Annotated in this window: 14 protein-coding genes; 3 read left to right on the top strand and 11 right to left on the bottom strand. The window is 49.1% G+C overall.

Annotated features, from left to right (window positions below):
- Positions 1 to 123 precede the first annotated feature (123 nt).
- Positions 124 to 1,113 (top strand): aldo/keto reductase, encoded by a 990-nt coding sequence (locus tag R70331_RS04855; protein ID WP_042173354.1) that lies wholly within the window; start codon positions 124 to 126, stop codon positions 1,111 to 1,113.
- 142 nt (positions 1,114 to 1,255) lie between these two features.
- Positions 1,256 to 2,164, top strand: coding sequence for an aldo/keto reductase (locus R70331_RS04850; protein ID WP_042173352.1), 909 nt, complete (start codon positions 1,256 to 1,258; stop codon positions 2,162 to 2,164).
- A 109-nt stretch (positions 2,165 to 2,273) separates the two neighbouring features.
- On the opposite strand, the gene R70331_RS04845 is transcribed toward R70331_RS04850, so the two are convergent.
- From R70331_RS04845 to msrA, 6 genes are all read right to left on the bottom strand, one after another.
- A complete protein-coding gene (locus tag R70331_RS04845) occupies positions 2,274 to 2,567 on the bottom strand; it encodes a hypothetical protein (RefSeq protein ID WP_042173349.1) in 294 nt (97 codons plus the stop codon).
- 118 nt (positions 2,568 to 2,685) lie between these two features.
- Complete coding sequence (locus R70331_RS04840) at positions 2,686 to 3,417, bottom strand: ZIP family metal transporter (RefSeq protein ID WP_042173347.1); 732 nt, start codon at positions 3,415 to 3,417, stop codon at positions 2,686 to 2,688.
- A 101-nt stretch (positions 3,418 to 3,518) separates the two neighbouring features.
- Positions 3,519 to 4,028, bottom strand: a complete 510-nt coding sequence (locus R70331_RS04835; RefSeq protein WP_042173344.1) for a GNAT family N-acetyltransferase — start codon at positions 4,026 to 4,028, stop codon at positions 3,519 to 3,521.
- 643 nt (positions 4,029 to 4,671) lie between these two features.
- On the bottom strand, positions 4,672 to 6,354 hold the full coding sequence (locus tag R70331_RS04830; protein ID WP_042173342.1) for an ATP-binding protein: 1,683 nt from the start codon (positions 6,352 to 6,354) through the stop codon (positions 4,672 to 4,674).
- A gap of 19 nt (positions 6,355 to 6,373) precedes the next feature.
- Complete coding sequence (locus R70331_RS04825) at positions 6,374 to 7,450, bottom strand: cobalamin-dependent protein (protein WP_042173340.1); 1,077 nt, start codon at positions 7,448 to 7,450, stop codon at positions 6,374 to 6,376.
- Between the two features lie 86 nt (positions 7,451 to 7,536).
- Positions 7,537 to 8,511, bottom strand: a complete 975-nt coding sequence (msrA, locus tag R70331_RS04820) for a peptide-methionine (S)-S-oxide reductase MsrA (RefSeq protein ID WP_042173338.1) — start codon at positions 8,509 to 8,511, stop codon at positions 7,537 to 7,539.
- A 154-nt stretch (positions 8,512 to 8,665) separates the two neighbouring features.
- Here msrA and R70331_RS04815 point away from each other — a divergent pair, with 154 nt between their 5' ends.
- Positions 8,666 to 9,823, top strand: coding sequence for a Rossmann-fold NAD(P)-binding domain-containing protein (locus tag R70331_RS04815; RefSeq protein WP_042173336.1), 1,158 nt, complete (start codon positions 8,666 to 8,668; stop codon positions 9,821 to 9,823).
- Between the two features lie 192 nt (positions 9,824 to 10,015).
- Here the strand turns inward: R70331_RS04815 and R70331_RS04810 are convergent, their stop codons facing one another.
- The 5 genes from R70331_RS04810 to R70331_RS04795 all read right to left on the bottom strand — a co-directional run bounded on the left by R70331_RS04810 (position 10,016) and on the right by R70331_RS04795 (position 18,304).
- Positions 10,016 to 10,348, bottom strand: coding sequence for a hypothetical protein (locus tag R70331_RS04810; RefSeq protein WP_042173334.1), 333 nt, complete (start codon positions 10,346 to 10,348; stop codon positions 10,016 to 10,018).
- Positions 10,335 to 10,511: a hypothetical protein gene (locus R70331_RS31430; RefSeq protein WP_156131076.1), complete on the bottom strand. Its 177-nt coding sequence runs from the start codon at positions 10,509 to 10,511 to the stop codon at positions 10,335 to 10,337. The genes R70331_RS04810 and R70331_RS31430 overlap by 14 nt, the downstream gene beginning before the upstream one ends.
- The gene (locus R70331_RS04805) at positions 10,508 to 10,774 is read right to left on the bottom strand and encodes a hypothetical protein (protein WP_197071390.1); all 267 of its coding nucleotides are present in this window, start codon (positions 10,772 to 10,774) and stop codon (positions 10,508 to 10,510) included. Before R70331_RS04805 ends, R70331_RS31430 begins: the two co-directional genes overlap by 4 nt.
- Positions 10,775 to 11,015: 241 nt before the next feature.
- Positions 11,016 to 12,617, bottom strand: coding sequence for an S-layer homology domain-containing protein (locus R70331_RS30310; protein WP_052418916.1), 1,602 nt, complete (start codon positions 12,615 to 12,617; stop codon positions 11,016 to 11,018).
- Entirely contained in the window at positions 12,614 to 18,304 is a 5,691-nt protein-coding gene (locus R70331_RS04795) for a dockerin type I repeat-containing protein (protein WP_042173330.1), read from the bottom strand. Before R70331_RS04795 ends, R70331_RS30310 begins: the two co-directional genes overlap by 4 nt.
- Position 18,305: the final 1 nt, after the last annotated feature.

Genomic DNA, 18,305 nt, shown 5'->3' with positions numbered 1-18,305 from the left:
ACATCTTCCATGCTGACATACGCTTTTGGCCGCTGCTTCCGCTACAATAGAACATGTCCCGTTGAATCGTAAACGCTTCCGTTATAGGGAACCTTACTTCAAAAACTTTTAGGAGGTTTACACATGTACATCGCTAATCCTGAACGCTATAACCAGATGAAATATAACCGTACCGGCCGAAGCGGCCTGCTGCTTCCGGCGATCTCGCTCGGCCTGTGGCATAACTTCGGCGGCAATGACCTGTTCGAGAACGGACGGGCCATGGTGCGCCGGGCCTTTGATCTGGGCATTACCCATTTCGACCTGGCCAACAACTACGGACCGCCTCCCGGCTCCGCCGAAGAGAATTTCGGACGGATTCTCCGCCAGGATCTCGCCGCTTACCGTGATGAGCTGATCATCTCCACCAAAGCCGGCTATTACATGTGGCCGGGCCCGTATGGAGAATGGGGCTCCAAGAAAAACCTGGTATCCAGCCTTGACCAGAGCCTGAAGCGGATGGGCCTGGATTATGTCGATATTTACTACCACCACCGTCCAGACCCGAACACCCCGCTGGAAGAAACGATGGCCGCACTCGACCTTATCGTCCGCCAGGGTAAGGCGCTGTATGTCGGTATTTCCAACTACCGTCCGGCTGAGGCGCGTGAAGCAGCGCAGATTCTCCGCCGTCTGGGCACACCTTGCCTGATCCATCAGCCGAACTATTCCATGATGGCTCGCTGGATCGAAGACGAGCTGCAGGATGTGCTTGCTGAAGAGGGCATCGGCACTATTGCCTTCTCGCCGCTGTATAAGGGCATTCTGACCGACCGCTATCTGAACGGTATTACCTCGGATTCCCGTGCGGCAGGACCAAGCGTGTTCCTATCCGAGAAGGAAATTACCGAAGAAGTTATCAGCAAGGTAGGCAGACTGAACGACATCGCTGCAGCCCGCGGCCAGAAAATGTCGCAGCTTGCCCTCTCCTGGGTGCTGCGCGGCGGCAAGGTAACCTCGGCGCTGATCGGTGCAAGCAAGGTAAGCCAGATTGAGGATGCAGTGGCATCGCTGAACGCTCCTGAGCTCAGTGCGGACGAGCTGGAACAGATCGAGGCTATCCTGCAGGGATAACCGTAAGAATGATTGCACAGCACGGCATTATAGACGGCAAATGAAACTGCAGGGCTGAGACGCCGGGCAGGGGCATTTGCCGTCTTTTGCATGAGGAATGGTATAATGGACAAAACATGCGCAGAAAGGGATGCACAGCACAATGGACAAGCACCGCTTAGGGCAATCTGATTTATATGTAAGCGCCATGGGACTGGGATGCATGTCTCTGGGAACTGAGGAGGCCCCCGCCGTCTCCATCATCCATGAGGCACTGGACCGGGGAATTAATTTCCTGGATACAGCAGATCTTTATGATGCCGGCCGTAACGAGGAGCTTGTCGGCACCGCGATACGCGGACGCCGCAGCGAAGTCGTTCTGGCTACGAAGGTAGGTAACCGGCGGATTCCCGGCCAGGACGGCTGGTCCTGGGACGCCTCCAAGACCTATATCAAATCTGCGGTGCAGGATAGCCTCCGCAGGCTGCAGACCGACTATATCGACCTCTATCAGCTGCACGGCGGAACCATGGAAGACAATATCGGCGAGACGATTGAAGCCTTTGAAGAATTGAAGCAGGAGGGGCTGATCCGCTATTACGGTATTTCCTCCATCCGGCCGAATGTGGTCAGGGAATATGTGAAGCGTTCCCGAATCGTGAGTGTCATGAGCCAATATAGCATTCTCGACCGGCGGCCGGAAGAAGCTATACTGCCGCTGCTTGAGCAGCACGGCATCAGCCTGATTGCACGCGGGCCGCTGGCGCGCGGCATCCTGACAGATAACGGCCGCTCCAGGCCCGGGAAGGATTATCTCGATCATACGGCAGCGGAACTGGCCGCATTGCATGAAGAGCTCACGCGGCAGGCTTCCGCTCCGCGGACCCTCACGCAGACCGCGCTACACTACCCGCTGTCACACCAGGCGGTTGCGGCTGTAATCCCCGGCGCGAGCAGCCCGGAGCAGCTGCGGCTGAACATTGCCGCAGCTGAAGCAGCGCCGCTCACTGCCGCTGAAGCAGCGGCTGTCCGGCAGACGGTCAAAGCAGGCGTCTATACTTCGCACCGCTAAGCTGTAAGAGGCACAGCAAACAGGCTATCCCGCAGGCTGCATATTTGCAGCAGGGATAGCCTGTCTTTATTCAGTACGGAATGCCGCCATATGCACAGAAGCAGACGTGTTAACGCTTTTTGCGGATACGGTTAATCCACAGCACCAGGGACACCAGCAATACCACACCCGTGATTGCCCAGGTCAGCAAAAATGCCATTCCCAGCCCGATATTGGCGTCTTGCGCCTCCCGCAGGCTCTCCTGCACGAGCAGTACGGCAAGCGGGGTACCGCTTGCTATCAGCAGCACCAGTGTACTATATCGCGCAAAAGCCGTGCGTTTAGGCAACGCATAATAGAAACTCAGATACGAGACAATCAGTAGAACGAAAGATAATGAAGCTTGAATTCCAAGTCTGTCCATCCTGTCACACTCCTTACCTTCAGCCTTTGCCGATGACGGCAGATCCTGCTGCCTTCGGATGCGTTCAGTATATCGGCTCTGTAAGCCTGATGCAAATACAGGCACTTCCCCGTCAGGATCAGCCGAAAAATTGCGTAATATATACCATCGCCAGCAGCCCGAAAATAAACGAATACGTGGAAGGCCGCTCATAGCCGTGGCCATGGCTCTCCGGAATCAGCTCCTTATAGACAATAAAGAGCATCGCTCCTGCGGCAAACGCCAGCCCGTAACCGACTGCACGCTCCAGGGAGCTGGCTGCAAAATAACCGATAACCGCAGATATCATCTCCATCAGCCCGGTCAATGCCGCTACTCCGAGCGCTTTCCGCCGGGTAGACTTTGAATTCATCATGAAGACAGCCAGAATAAGGCCTTCCGGCATATTTTGTGCCCCGATGGCAATAGCCACCATTGGACCGAGACTGGACTCTTCGCTGGCATAGCTGAAGCCTGTACTCAGACCTTCAGGTATGTTATGGATGAACAGGGCAATCATGACAAGCAGTGCCTTGGAATCCATATTGGCGAAGCCCGGCTTGTTCTCCACGTCGATATGCGGAATGTTTTTTTCAATGAGATCCAGCATCAGCACACCGGTAATCAGCCCAAGCGTCAAGGCGATGATCCCCGATTCATTAATCGCCTGCGGCATTAAGCCGAAGGTTGAAGCAGATACCATAATCCCGGCAGTAAAAGCGACCAGAATATCCTTCCAGCGCTCAGATAACCTCCGTACGAACAAAATAGGCACCGCTCCAAGCACCGTTGCCATTGCAGACAGAAAGCTGCCTAGCAGCGCAGTCTCCAAGTTATTTCCTCCTCATCAGCAGACCGGATTTCATAGACTCAATTTATGCGGCGAACAGCATAGTTTATGACTTGGCCCACATTTTGGTGCCTATCCTCCGTTCAGGATAATACAAGTGTCATTAGGTCCTCATCCAGATACCGGCCGCCGGCCAGCCTGACCGCATTGCGTTCAGTACCGTAGCAGGTGAAGCCCAGGGTAGAATAGAGACGCTTTGCCGGAAGATTATTTGCCGTTACGGTCAGATTGATTACCGCAAGCCCAGGCATCTGCCTTACACGTGCAAGCAGCTCGGTCAGTAAAGCGCAGCCCAGCTTCTGTCCGCGTGCCGCCGGACTTACATACATTGCGAAGACATTGCCTTTGTGACGTATCTTCTCCCTGCCCTCACGGATAAAGGTAACCATGCCGGCCAGCTCATGCTCTGCATTGAAACCGCCCAGGGTGAACCTGCCCTCTACAGGCTCCAGTCTGCTGCGGGTAGCGTCCAGCGGAAGCTCCTTCTCTTCTTCGTAGGAGCTTAGAAAGGCCTCCGGATGAAGCCGAAGCGCCTGCAGCCTAAGCTCGCGATACTGCTCTGCATCAGCCTGATTAAGCATTCTTATGTACATGACATCTCCCTCTTCCGCCCGGGGCGGGCAACTGATCTATATAGTACGTAATTAAGTTTATGACCTGACGAGGAGGCGTTCTATCGCTACCATAGCCAAAGTCCTTCGATGAAGTTAAGGTTTGGGCTAACGTAGTGAACCTGGCTGTTCTTCTATAGTTAAGGGCACAGAATAAGGAATGAGCCGAGCCGAAATAACTGTACTTTCTGCAACTAAACCCGACTAATGGGCTCTGCTGCAGGTTTTAACTGCACTCTGTACACTTATATTTGCTAAAAACGCCCGAAACCGGCTTTTTCGAGGAAAATAGATGTACAGAATACCATTATTTTCTTATAATGATTCATTTCGACTGTTTTAATTGTACAAAGCACACTTAACCTGATATGACCCTGTACCCACTGACTAAGGTTAGCGTTTGGCAGGGGCGCTCAATCTGCTGCCCGCCGTTTCTACTAAGCGGGAACAGGAGGCGTTTTGTTAGCTTCTTATAGGCGTTATGTATAGATAGATTATATCCGTATTAAGGAACTTTTGAAACGGGAAGCAGAGCAGACAACAGTGCACCGGTTTGTTAGCCCGCAGGCAAAAAAAAGCGGAGGCTCCGGTACTCCGAAACCTCCGCTCACATCAGCCGCAGGATTTACAGCAGCTTGTCCAGCTCCCGGCAGGCTTCCCGGTATGCAGGCTCCAGCTTCTGGAGCTGCCGGGCAGCAGGACCATATTCTCCGGCTCTGGCATGACGTTCGACCATGGCGCACAGATGGGCAAAGTACTGAACCCCGATGCTCAGGCTGCCTGATTTCAGGCTGTGGGCCGCTGCCGCCATACCCGCCAAATCCTGCTTTGCCGCAGCTTCATCCAGGGCCGCCAGTCTAAGCGGAGTGTCCTTCTTAAAAATCCCGATGAGCATATGCAGCAGCTCCGGCTCCTCCCCGTCCATCTCCCGGATACCGGAAAGGGTATCCTCCTGCAGGACCGGGATATACGGCTGTGTGCTGTACCATTTGGCCAGCAGCTTGCCGAGCGTCTGCAGGCTTAACGGCTTAACCGTCCAGTCATCCAATCCGGCTAGAATGAACTGCGAGCGGCTGTCCCCGCCTTCGTCTCCGGTCACACCAATGATCGGCACCCTTGGCCTTCCCCCTGAGGCTTCAAGCTGACGGATTGAGCGTACGGCCTCCTGGCCGTTCATTACCGGAAGCCTGCTGTCCATCAGGATAAGCCCGTACTCCTGCTGCTGCCAGGCCTCAACAGCCTCCAGACCGTTATCCGCCAGATGCACAGATGTTACGCCCAGCTTCTGCAGCTGCCGCAGCAGTACCGTGCTGTTCAGCCCGTTGTCTTCGGCAACCAGCACCGGAAGTACGCTGAACCTGCCCTCCGGCAAGGCTGCCGCTGGGGGCTGGTCCGGTGCCGTAAGGCCTGCCGGCTTGTCCAGTGTAAGCTCGAAGCGGAAAAGTGAGCCCTGACCGGGTGTACTGTCTGCTGAGATTGTACCGCCCATAAGCTCTACCATGGACTTGCAGATAGACAAGCCTAGCCCGGTCCCCTCGGCGGCCAGCTCCGCATCATGGCTTACCTGTGAATACGGGCGGAACAGGGCTGCCTGGTCCTCCGGTGAGATGCCGATTCCCTCATCCCGGACTTCAAAGCACAGACGCTGCCAGAAATCCCCTTCTCCGGTCTGACTAACCGTTACCTCGACCTCTCCGCCCTGCGTGAATTTTACCGCGTTGCCGAGCAAATTAATAAGTACCTGGAGGATTTTCGGGGAATCCCCTTCCAGCTTATCCGCAACCCCGTCAAAAATTTTATATTTCAAGGTGTTATCCTTCTTCGCCGCAGCTGGTGAAAGCAGACGCAGCGAATATTCAAGCAGATCTTTAACACCAAAGCAGCCTTTGTTAATCTCCATTTTCCCGGCTTCAAGCTTGGAGAAATCCAGCAGATTCCGGATCATCTGCAGCAGGTATTGCGCGGATTCGCGGATCACCTGCAGATGAATCCGCTGTTCCTCCGTCCCGCCTTCTGCTTCAAGCAGCTCGGTTATCCCCAGAATGCCGTTCATGGGTGTCCTTATTTCATGGCTTACAGTAGCCAGAAACAGACTTTTGGTCTGGTTGGCCGCTTCCGCCTCCTCCTTCAGCGCCTTAAGCTCGACATTATTTTTGGCCAGCAGCCGGTGCGTTGTAATCAGCTCATTGTTCATGGCAGAAAATTCAGCCAGCACCTGCTCTTCCCGTTCATTGCCTTCAATGATCTGCTGCGACAGCTTCTCGATAGTTTGTCTGAGACGGATAATCTCCTGCTCATTTCCGGTCATGTAATCTCCTGCCTCTATGTCAGTTCTTATGGTGCCGGGTACTGGTAACCAGGCGCTCAGCTGCTTCAAGCGCCGTTCTGGCATCCGGAGCATAGCCGTCCGCTCCGACCTTTTCCCATAATTCCTTATCAATATTAAACGGCATACCGCCGACCATAATCCGCAGACCATCCAGTTCAGTCCTGCTGCGGATTGACGCAATTACACGGGCAGCCTCTGACACGTGATAGGTCATTGTAACCGATATCGCCAGCAGATCAGCAGGCTGCTCCATGAGATACCTGATTAGACTCTCCAGAGGCATATTGGACCCCAGATAATAGGTATTCCAGCCCTCCATCTCGAAGAAATCTGTCAGCATCCGCAGGCCGATTTCATGCAGCTCTTCGCCTACACCGACCGCCACCAGTCTGCTGCGGCCGCTTTGGGCCCCAATCCAGCGGGGGTATAGCTGTGAAATAATGCTCTGGGTACAGGCTGTACAGTAATGCTCCTGGGCCACCGTAATGCGCCCCATCTGCCATAGCCGTCCTAATTCGTATTGGGTTTCCTGAAAGATATGCATGTAAATATCCTTAACCGGAACCCCCTCATCATATAACCGGATTATACAAGCTGAAGCCTTGCGGCGTTCCCCTTCCAGCAGCAGCCTCAGATATTCATCAGCCTCCCGGAAATAGGGCTTCTCAGGACGCAGAAAGGAAGGAGGGCTCTCTTCCCCCTTCATATGAAATATCGCCATGTCGAGATAGCTGAGAATCAGCTCTCTGGCCGGCGGATCTAAGCTGGCGCTAATTGCATCCTTCATAAGAGTGAAGTTAATCCGCAGATCCTCCGCTGTAATCTTGTACTGCATAAGCAGCACCTTAAGCCAAAGCACATAGTTAATGAATAAAAGCGGGCTGTCCATAGCCACGCTTTGTGCCAGATAACGCAAATGATATAGAGAGTCCTGCCTGGTTCTTGCCATCCCGGAAGGACCAAAGCGCTGCTTCAATTCAGGTTGTCTTTCATATTGACGCAAGGATATTTCATCCGCAAGCTGCTCTGCTATCATTTTCAGCCGTTCTCCTGCATCTTGCTGATTAGTATACATTGGGTCACTCCTTCAGTATACATATAAAATGATACTTAACTCCTATTATACCTTATTTCGCAAGCCTACCAGGAACGCTGTGAGAATCACTCAAATATTACCAGATAACGTTCCAGCCCGTACGCTTCAAGCTCTTCCTTCGGGATAAAATGCAGCGCAGCCGAGTTAACCCGGTAATGCAGCTTCGCAGGCTCCGGGCCGTCATATAGCAGAAGGCCGATATAGGCTCCGCTCAGCCTGCTCCGCAGCACAGTCCGCGCTTTGCCGCCGTTCAGATCTGCCTCCCGGCGGACCAGGCCAGGCTCAAGCGGTCTGGTGAAGGACGGCCAGCCGGTGCCTGAGTCGAATTTATCCCGGGAGCTAAACAGCGGGTCTCCGTTCAGCAGATCGGTGTAGATACCGTCCCTGTAAACATTCCAGTAAGCATTATCAAAGGGCGGTTCTGTGCCCTTGTTCTGCGTTACTTCAAACTGCAGGGCGGACAGCTTCGAGCGCAGCCGTTCGCTATCCCCGCTCCGCTGCCAGTAATGCTGCGTGAAATCGCTGCGGCCTGAGCCCTTCAGGTAGAGCTTATAATCCAGGGGATGTGTCTTGTAATAATTCTGGTGCTCCGCCTCCGCCGGATAGAACGGCTTGGCCGGCAGAATCTCCGTCACAACCGGCCCTTTGAACCGCTTTTCCGCCTGAAGCGCGGCTCTGGAAGCCTCCGCCTCCATCCGCTGCGCCTCATTGTGAACAAAGATGGCCGTCTTGTAGGAATGGCCGCGGTCCATGAACTGGCCGCCCCGGTCCGTAGGGTCAATCAGCTGCCAGTAAATGTCCAGCAGACGCCGGTAAGGAAACAGCTCCGGTTCAAAAGTAATTTGTACAGCCTCAAAATGACCGGTCGTCTCCGTTCCCACCTCAGCATAAGTCGGATCCTCCGTATGCCCTCCTGTATATCCCGATACCACTGAAATAATTCCCGGCAGCTCGTCAAAAGGCTTGACCATACACCAGAAGCAGCCCCCGGCGAAGGTAGCGAGCTCGGACCGCTGAACAGCCTGCTGAAATTCATCCATCCGGCCTTCCCCCTCACTTGTATTGCTTGATATCTTATTACCCCATTATAGCCGAATCTCTTTTTGACCCAAACGGCCAGTGCCATGGGCAATAGCATCACGTATAATATTCCTTAGAAATTCTTCCATCATAGACGGGGAGACACTACAACATATGAATTCAGCCAAAACCAGCTGCAAGGAAAGCGCCAGATCAGCATCAGCTGACACACTAAATAACGGCTCTAACTCCAGCCTTAGAAAAACCGTTGCTGTTACCGGTGCAAGCGGGTGTCCGGATGAGCAGCTCCTGACACTGCTGACGGAGCACTATAATGTAATAGTGCTGCTGGACAACGGAGACCGAGGTTTAGAGGCGCGCCCGGATCAGACAGGGCATTGCCCGTATGTGCAGCGGCGCCCCTGTGACCTGTTCTCCCTGCCTTCTGCCGAGAAGGCTATGCAGGATGCAGACTATGCCATATACTTTGTTCAGCCAAAGCGGTATCCTGCAAGATTAACACAAGCTTGCAGTGCGGATATTAATGCTATACAGGCAGATCATTTTGCCCGGGCAGCCTGTAAGAACGGCATACAACATATCGCCTTCCTATGCTCTACAGCGGCAGGAGATGACTCTCCGCGCAGCCAGCTGCTGAGCTGCCTGGAGATAGAGCGCATCCTCGGCTCTTACGGCTTGCCCGTCACGACGCTTCGTACCGGGCAAAACGCCAAGCAGACTACAGCCGGGGCGCCAGGCCCCTCCTTCCAGGCTCCTGCAGCGCTGATCAGCGCCGGCAAGGTGCTGCTTAATACGCTGGTGAACGCATCCAGGTCCGGTAAACCGCCCGGCACTCCTCCGGATAAGGGCCCGTCCGTAAAGTCTAAACGGGTCTCAGATGTCCGCTCCATCCAGCGCGTAGTTCTGCCCGACAATACGGATGCGGCCTGGGCCGCCCGTTATTATCTGGATTGGCTGGGCAGCCTGCTGAAGCTGCCGGTCCGTATGGATCATGAAGGCGGTGACAGATACAGAATCTGTCTGCGCACCGGCGGCCTGCCGATACTGGAACTGACACGCCTGCAGCAGCAAAGCGATCCGCAGCATACGATGCTCAGGATTTCCGGCGGAGTCCTCGCGAAGCAACAGGATGGCTATGAAGGAAGACTGGAATTCCTGCAGCTTCCCGGGAGCCGGGAATGCATCATTGCAATCCATGATTATTTGCCTTCCCTGCCCTGGGTTCTTTATAAGCATACCCAGGCTCTGGTCCACCTTTGGGTTATGGCAGCGTTCCGCAGGCATCTACAGCGTATAAGCAGCCGCTCCTGAGTAACTTGCTCCAGGGAATCACAGAGACATGGGACAAGCTGGTAGAGCACCTGGACTGCGCCAGCAGCAACAGTTAAACGGATTAGCTCAACAACCGATCGGCTGCTTAACGCAGCGTCATCTATAAGCAGACAGCAAAGCAGCGGTTGCCTGTTCCGGCAGGACCGCTGCTCTTTTTTTAACAAATCTGGCCTAGCTATCCTTCTCGTTAATATCCCATAGATCCTTGTGCATCAGCCCTGCAAACAGAAGGAGGATCAGCGTCAGAATCATCACTAGCTCTCTGAACGTATTGGATACGCTGTCTATATTATACCCAAAAACAATGTTTAACCGGCCCCACAACAGATTAAGGCATAGCAGCGAGACCATGCAATACGTCATCCATACACTCCGCAGATACAGGTTATACGTCCGGTTCGGGCCTTTTCCGATAAAAAATTTGCGGTACCGCAGCACATAAGCAGCAAATACAATAAAAACAGCTACTTCCAGTGTAATAAGAATTAAATCAACGATGACCATGCAAATCATCTCCTCTCTTGCCCAGGCCGGTACGGTGCAGGTCTAACAGGCTTTCGATATCGTTCAATTCAAAGGCTTCCCGGATTCTGCCTAGATGCTCAATCTCCCGTTTTACACAGCTGGGCTTAACTTCATTTTTCTTGAAAATATCGAGGAGCTTCACTTGTTGACGACCTCCTCACCTTTGGTATTATCGGCTCTCTCGCGTGCCAGGGCCTCTCGTTCAATCAATAGCTTGACCAAGGAACGGTTATACTCACTCAGCTGCTTCTCGTTCTCTTCATCACGTTTCTGGTAATTCTGAATGACCTTCTCCTTGCCTGCGATCTGCCTGATAGCCCAGATTAGAGCAACCGATAAAAGGACATTTAGCACGACTGAGCCGCTATTCTCAGCAAACAGGCCAGTCAATGCATTCAGATCCATCCATATCACCCCGTTTGTTGTCGTCTGTGATGCCTGCTGTTTGGGCTGTTTGCTTGTAACCGGGTGAACCTGTCCATCTCCGGAACCACACATTAGGAGGATACTGCCGGAAGATCAACTACTATAATCTATTCTAGTAACAGCACTATGGATTGGGTAATACAGTATGAAAAAAAAAGCCTTCCGCATGTCCAATAGACTGCAGAAGACTTTTAATAGATTTAATTCTCATTAATTTAGCCTATTCCAACTCATTAAACCTTTGGAGCATCGTGGCAACCTCTGCTCTGGTTGCAAGACCAGAAGGATTTAGAGTCAAATCATTGTTACCCTTCATAATATCCTTAGACACAGCCCAAGTAATGGACTCTTTGGCAAAGTCTGAAATTTCATCAGCATCTTTGAAGCTCAGGCTTGAAATTCCGGTTTGAAGGTCAGAACCTTTACTCTTTGCGTATCTATAGAGCATAACAGCAATTTGCTCACGGGTGATTGCATCATTGGGAGCAAATTTCCCCGTACCATATCCGTTAACAATTTTGCTTTGATTGGCCCAAATAATGGGTTCTGAATACCACTGACCGCTTTGAACGTCAGAGAATACATTCGCAAATTCAACATTTGGCTGATTTTCCATACGGTATAATACAGTGGCCAGCATTGCACGGCTCATTCTCCCGGAGGGTGAAAATTCCGTTTCAGAGGTTCCCGTGAACAGCCCCTTGTTGTAAACATACCTTACAGATGAATAGAACCAATCATCATGTGCTATATCTGTAAACGGCGTTTTTTTAGCAAATGTAACAACAACCGTTGTGTCACGGCTAACCTCTGGAATGGTGTAAATGTCACGGCCTATAAATTTTTCACCGTTGATAATGATATATTCGGTTTCAAACCCTTCACCCGGAATCATTCTGATGGTTGCAGAGGTTGTTGCGCGAATGGTTTGCACTTCAAAGCCATCGGCAATTTTGCCGTTTCCGCCTTCAACAGAAGCTCTAACGGTATAGTAAAACTCAATTGTGGAGTTGCTGCCGTCCGGGCCAGCCCAACGTTTCGGACCGACAATTTTTGAGTTCTCGAAATTGGAAACACCAATACTAAGCTTTTCAACTGCTGCTGAGATTTCCGAAGCCAGGGCAGCTTCTTTATCAAAAACAGCCTCAGCCTCGGCAATAACCTCCCTTAATTTTTGAGCAGCTTGTGTTGGATACCAAAAATCCGGATCATATATGGTTTTTGGATTATCCGCAATAGTTACTGAAGCAAGTAACGCTTTTGCAGCAACAATGTCTTCATACAGTAAAGCTTTTGAGGTGTCCTTTACTCCAGAGCCAACAATGATTTGTACTTCTTCAAACGGTTCAATATACCGGTGTGTCGCATCTTTGTTTGTTAGAATGAAGTTGCTTAAAGAAAAGCTGAACGTTCCCGTGTTTCTGGCTTGAAATACAGCAGTCCCAATATTTTGAAGCATTGAATCCTCTTTTCCGCTCGCGGTCATATCAAGATAGACATAGTTGACGGCACCGCCGGAATATTTCATTGAAATATCCTTTTCCGTCTTAACACTAGTGTTTTGCAGAACATACGAATCAAACTGCAGCTTTCCTTGAAAGCCATATACCGGTGCCCTTCCGGCACCAGTATAGGAAAGACTTAGTTTAACAAAAATTTCTTCTCCAACCTCAAATGATGATTTTAAGGAGCCGGAGCTATCAGTTACTGTGGCGACTACACGATAGCTAAGGTCTGCAGCATCGTTTGCGCTGTAGGCATATGATGGTAAAACAGCCCCTAGAAGCATGATACACAAAATGCTTTTCAAGTATTTTATCATCTTTCAAGTGCCTCCATTAGTGTGAGCTGCGCATCTACAATGTCAACAATGCCGTCACCGTTTTTATCAGCTCTCATCCAATCCTCTGAAGAACTAAACCCGTTGTAGACATCGTCTAAAATAGCATCCAGGGTTGCTAAAATATCGATTTTATCAATAATACCATCACCATTGGTGTCTCCGCGAAGAAGAATAGGAGATTTCACCGTGGGTTCAAAACCAAGTTTAGCTGTTAATTGCTCGCCTGTGACAAGTTCCTTGGAAGCACCAATGTATGCTTTCTTAAGGCTGTCATATAAAAGAGTTTGTTTGTTGCCTTCAATCACAACCGTTGCCTTGCCCATGTTTATTTCAGTGTAGATGGTGTACAACGAGAACCCTTGTGCTTGACGGATTTCATAACGGTAACCCAAATCTTTTACACTAATCTTGATAACGTCTGACAGTTCTTTATAGACCGTTTCCCCATTCTGACCTTCAAAAGCAGCAAGTCTATAGCTGACTTTGATTGCAGCTTCGCCTGGAGCTAATGCTTCAATTGTCCCGTCTTGTGAAAGCCTGATGATATTCTGATTATAAAGAACGTGCCACACAACGTCCTCTGCATGTAGAACGGTGTCGCCGGCTGTACGGAGAGCTTTAACAGTAAGCGCCGTTTTTCCGCCTATGCCAAGCTCGACAGAATCAGGCAGTTCATCGGAGTTTTCAAGGTCAGAGATTAGTTTAATGCTTTCAAACTCTGACAAAGCCCGATTAACAAGAGAAACTTGAACTGCCGTTTCGTTTCCGGCATCATCAACCGCTTTAAGAATCAGGGTTTGGTCCGGGTCCTCACTTGAGGCCTTACGACTGACAACGAATGTTCCGTCCGGATTTACAACAATTCCGTCTGAGCTGCCGTCTAACGTCAATGCTACGGATGGTTCTGTTAGACCCTGGAAGCTATAGCTTGAGTCCGCGCCGACAAAAACAACCTGATTGCTGACGGTGTTTTCAACGTTTTCCCCGTCAAGGCTTGTTTGAATATCTTCGCCAAGGAGTAACGCAGGCGCTTTTGTGTCAACAGTAAATCCAATAGCACCTGATGACCTGCTGCCTTGGATGGTGTCACGGTTTTCCCCAACTGCTATAAAGTCAATCAGGTGCTGGCCGTCTTCAAGGCTTTCTTCAAATGACCACTCCGTCTTAAACTCCTGAGGCGTGTTTTTATCTTCAGTGTTAAGGTTAAATGTCATTTTAACAGGTCTGTCGAAGGTGTACGTTGCCTCTAGTTTGTCAGAGTTTAAATAATAGCGTTCTTTGGATCTGTCAATATTTGTTTCAACGCTTAAAAGTTGAGGTTTATCCATTGATGGCATAACAAAGCTTTGCGATGATGCTAATTCGTTTGAACGGTAATATTCCGCATGCTTAAGTGGATTTTCCACAATTCTGACAGCCTGCGCTTTAACGAAATAAGTCTTTCCTTCCTGTAATAGAGGCCGGTTTGTTTGGCTTTCTAATGGTTTTAGGATGATGTCACTGCCAGCTTTAAATTGACCAAAGGAATTCTCGACCTCTACACCATTCTCGTCCTGGATCGCCACGAGATAGTCTGTTGCGGTTTCGTCGCCTCCCGTTATATCAACCTTCACATAGCCGTCACCACTGTAGACCGCAGAAACAGATTTCGGCTTTTGAGGAAGCAGCGGATTTGTGAAAGTGAATGTTGAAGCAGTGATTTTCTTGCTCATTCCGCCTTGATGGTTAACAAGCATTGCAACAACATGATATTCCCCTTGAGGAAAGGACTCAGGGAGTGTGAACACATGAGAACCTGAGTCAATTCCATCTAACTCCAGGTTGCCTATACTAATTAATGCTGAAGTGTCTTGAATGTTAGTTGATTCGATTGTTTGCATGACTGACGGGTCTGTTGTGACATAGACATTAAGTGCACCCGAATATTTGCCTTGCTTATCAGTTGTCCAGGAAACGTTAATATCGCGGCTTGAATTTGCGCTATGAGAAGCACTGATTCCTGTAAGCTCCGGCATATAGTCAACACTGTTTACTGCAAAGCTGTCTACATAAACATCAGGTGTTGTAACTGAAACGGACCAGTTACCGGCAACAATAAGAGAAGGGTCAGTGACTGAAACGTACAAATAATTAGTGCCATCTAAAGATTGAACAAGATAGTTTCCGTTGCCCTTGTTATCGTCTTCAACCATTGTCAATTTTTTGCCGTTTGGATTGGTGACAATGATTTCTGATGCAGACGGTTTGACTAAACCGCGAAGCGGAACTTCAAAGAGAAGCGCATCCTTTGATGTTGGGTTAACCTCTTTTGTAACCCCATCCCCGGCCCTTGTTTTAGCGATTGCCCCGGTACTCAGTCTTCTCATATTCGTTCCATATATCATTGTGGTCGGCACAAGATTGCCGTTTTCGTCCAGCGCTTCCGAGTTGACATAGTGAACGGCGTTCCCTCTTGAAGAGAGGTCGATTGATCCGCCAAAGCTCAGGTCACCGTTCCAGTAATAGATAAAGCCAAGCTTAATTCCAATGACTTTAAAGTTTGCACCAACAAAGTCAGAGGAAACAGCTGCCTCAACTCCTGCAACCTCCTTGCCCCCCAGCAACGGGATCGAGTCAGGAATGAACAGTCCTGCGTAAACATAACCATAAAAATAATCCTCAGTAATTTTTATCGTTATACCACCACGAATGGCTCCGGCGTGAATGCTGATGCTGCCAAAGGCATTTAGCTGAAACGGCGATATCCATTGCACATTCATTCCCGCTTGAAGATTAAGAAGTCTTCCCTCTTCGTCTTTCGCCAACCGTCCAGTACCTTCAATGGCAAGACCGGATAGTTTGGCATCCAGCTTAAAGTCACCTACAATAATTGCATTGATTAAAAGTCTCGTCTGAAGATGAATGGTAAGCGGCGGAAGTTCACCTGCCGGTTCACCGGCAATGGTGTCTGCAAGGTTTGAGATACCTCCGCCAAGACCTGTGATAAACACATAAGGTGCAACGACAGGAACTTTCATTGTGGATGGCGCTAGAAAGAATGTGAGCTTGTCAAGCATCATTTTGGGAACTTCGTTAATCGGAACCTTTTTCAGTGCCAGTGAACCTTCTACTTCCAGCATGGTTATAGAAAGACCGGCATCAATGCTATAAATATCTTCAATGGTGTTAATGGTTATTTCGGCCTTAACACCGGCTTCGTTTCCTACTAATGGACCTAAAATATCTTTCGGCAGCTCAACGGCTAGTGTTGTGTTAATGCCACGAAAACCGATATCGTCACCGTTACTTCCATAAAGAACATCTTGAACGTTTGCCGTTAGTGAGCCTTTATAATCATAATGCTCTTCACCCTTCGATTGGTCAGCAGCTTTCAGAGGCATTGAAATCCTTCCGCCAAAGCTAATGCCGTAATCATCATCATCCTGGGTCATAACACCATATTTAATATTGATCAAAAAGCCTGCAATATTTTGCAGCATATAACCGGCATCTCCAAGCTGAAGTTCAAGGGCTTGAGCCTCCTTCTCGGAAACAGCCTCCCGGTCCAGGGTATATTTGGTTCCATTTTTGACTTCATAATGCCACTTATTATGCCAAATATTAATGGAGTTGATCACCTTGATGGTACCATCGCCTTCCAGCTTTGCACCATTGCTATCAACTGTCATCTTAAGGGCTTCGTTGCTGTCATAGGTCAAGATGTTGTTGATGGTTATGTCGCCGTCGGCTCTGCTGGCAGAGTAATATTTTTCCTTCCCCGTATCCATAAGCCTGATTTTTCCGCGAAGGGTCAGAAGAATTTCTGTTTTATCTTTTTCAAATCCTATGCCTTTGTTAAGAATGCCATCTTTTTTCACGCTGCCGGATACAAATTTTTTCATTGCATCTTCGTTTGCAAAGCTAACATAGTCATACAACTGTCTGTTGGTTGCAGCGTCTGTAAATCGAACCAGCGAAACAATACCGTAACTTGCACTTCTATCCAAGATATTATTTGTGACATCGACTGTAGCTGCTGCTTTAATTTTTGTACCGAAGGCATCGATCAGCTGTTGATTTGTAAATCTGAATTCAATTTCATACTTTCCAACAGCCATAGTCTGATTAGTTGAAAACGCAAGCGTCTGACCTTCTTCAATAAAACTTATTTTTCTTTTGTCGATCAAAACAGCCTCACCGCTTGATGATGAAACAAGGTAAAGACTCCATCCGTCACTTCCCGCAAGGGCCCCGGTTAAAACTTTCATATCGCCGGAAACGGTGATATTTTTGTCGCCTTCATAATAAACGGACGACGGGAAAACTTGCTTCATTGAAACTTCCGGAAGCGTTCCGTCAACTGCAGGAATCAATATGTTTGTGTTTGCACTATAGTCAACCACTTTATTTGTGTTAGCATCAACAATTTCTGTTGCGTTTAACGAAACGACCAACCGTTTTGATGTGATCATAGACTGAGTCTTTGCAATAATCTCAACATCCGGAATATCAAACACCGTTCCAATGTTAAGACCGCCCGAAATCTTCACCGTGTATTCCCGTGTATTCGTTGCTGCAAAAACAAGTCCTTCATCGAGGCTAAGCCTCACAATAGGTTCTAAGAGCTCTTTTGCTCCTGAAACACTGTTGTCAATGGTTACGTGCGCTTTAAACACACCATTGTTTTCATATGCTTTTTTGTCGTTAGCCAGTAATACGTTGTCAGTCTGGATACCTATTGAAACATGCTCCTTTTGTGTTTGTTCAGCAAAATTGCCGATCCCATAGAGCATTTCAGAAATTCTGACCTGACCCGGCTCAATTGATTTTTCGTTCCAATAATAAGCTGTTGCAGTATCAGGAACTAAATATTTGTTTGAATAATTCGTAAAATCAACACTAGGGTTTGGTGTATAATCGTATCTTGTGTTTGCAAGATTAACCCAGTGACCTACAATCACTTTATCAACGTTTACGTCTTTGTTTCCGCTCCAGCCGGACAAGAGGGCATAAGCCATCTTGTTCGAAGCTGAAAGAGAATCAACATATCTGATTTGCTGCGGAAGATTCTCACCGCTATATTCGGTTTCAACGATTGTCGGTTGCGTCGGGTCAACCAAAACATAAGGTGAATCAATTTCTGAACCAAGCGCGTTGTCCAGAAGAAGCCGAATACCCACCGTTCCGGCTGTAGCATTTTTATTTTTCACATCATATGAAATACCAATGTTTCCAGTCCTCAAGTTGTTAGGGTCAATCGAAATGGACACCTTTTGTGTAATGGTATAGCCCTTAATGTCCCATGCAATGGTTAAAAGCCTGTTTTGCTCTGAAACGACAGGTTCATGAAGCTTTGTATCGATTCCAAACCAGCCGTATTCCTGACCAAAAACATAATCCTTTCCGTCGATACGAACGGTTGTGAACGATGTTCCATTGCTCCTTGCCGCATCTTCCCTATAAAGAAGCGGCAGGTTGTTGTCAAATGCTTTTTGCGGATGGCCGTCAATGGTTTCGATTGAAAAACCGCCTGTTTTTGAATTTATTGAATATTTCATAAATTCATTCGCAATTGAATAATCCGCACTGCTGGCTTCTGCACGAGCAGGGAAACTGGCAAAAGTGAAAAGCATGGCTAGAATGAGAGTTGCAGCTATGCTGCGTTTCATTGTTCTATGGACCGTCATT

This window comes from Paenibacillus sp. FSL R7-0331 (genome assembly GCF_000758645.1).
Taxonomy (GTDB): Bacteria; Bacillota; Bacilli; order Paenibacillales; family Paenibacillaceae; genus Paenibacillus_AQ; species Paenibacillus_AQ camerounensis.
Note: the sequence above shows the minus strand (reverse complement) of the source record. Positions and strands in the feature narration are given on the sequence as shown.

Excerpts from the sequence above, each read along its gene's own strand:
- R70331_RS04855 (WP_042173354.1), top strand. The coding sequence starts at position 124 with ATGTACATCGCTAATCCTGAACGCTATAACCAGATGAAATATAACCGT.
- R70331_RS04850 (WP_042173352.1), top strand. The coding sequence starts at position 1,256 with ATGGACAAGCACCGCTTAGGGCAATCTGATTTATATGTAAGCGCCATG.
- R70331_RS04845 (WP_042173349.1), bottom strand. The coding sequence starts at position 2,567 with ATGGACAGACTTGGAATTCAAGCTTCATTATCTTTCGTTCTACTGATT.
- R70331_RS04835 (WP_042173344.1), bottom strand. The coding sequence starts at position 4,028 with ATGTACATAAGAATGCTTAATCAGGCTGATGCAGAGCAGTATCGCGAG.
- R70331_RS04830 (WP_042173342.1), bottom strand. The coding sequence starts at position 6,354 with ATGACCGGAAATGAGCAGGAGATTATCCGTCTCAGACAAACTATCGAG.
- R70331_RS04825 (WP_042173340.1), bottom strand. The coding sequence starts at position 7,450 with ATGTATACTAATCAGCAAGATGCAGGAGAACGGCTGAAAATGATAGCA.
- msrA (WP_042173338.1), bottom strand. The coding sequence starts at position 8,511 with ATGGATGAATTTCAGCAGGCTGTTCAGCGGTCCGAGCTCGCTACCTTC.
- R70331_RS04815 (WP_042173336.1), top strand. The coding sequence starts at position 8,666 with ATGAATTCAGCCAAAACCAGCTGCAAGGAAAGCGCCAGATCAGCATCA.
- R70331_RS04810 (WP_042173334.1), bottom strand. The coding sequence starts at position 10,348 with ATGGTCATCGTTGATTTAATTCTTATTACACTGGAAGTAGCTGTTTTT.
- R70331_RS04805 (WP_197071390.1), bottom strand. The coding sequence starts at position 10,774 with ATGGATCTGAATGCATTGACTGGCCTGTTTGCTGAGAATAGCGGCTCA.
- R70331_RS30310 (WP_052418916.1), bottom strand. The coding sequence starts at position 12,617 with ATGATAAAATACTTGAAAAGCATTTTGTGTATCATGCTTCTAGGGGCT.
- R70331_RS04795 (WP_042173330.1), bottom strand. The coding sequence starts at position 18,304 with ATGACGGTCCATAGAACAATGAAACGCAGCATAGCTGCAACTCTCATT.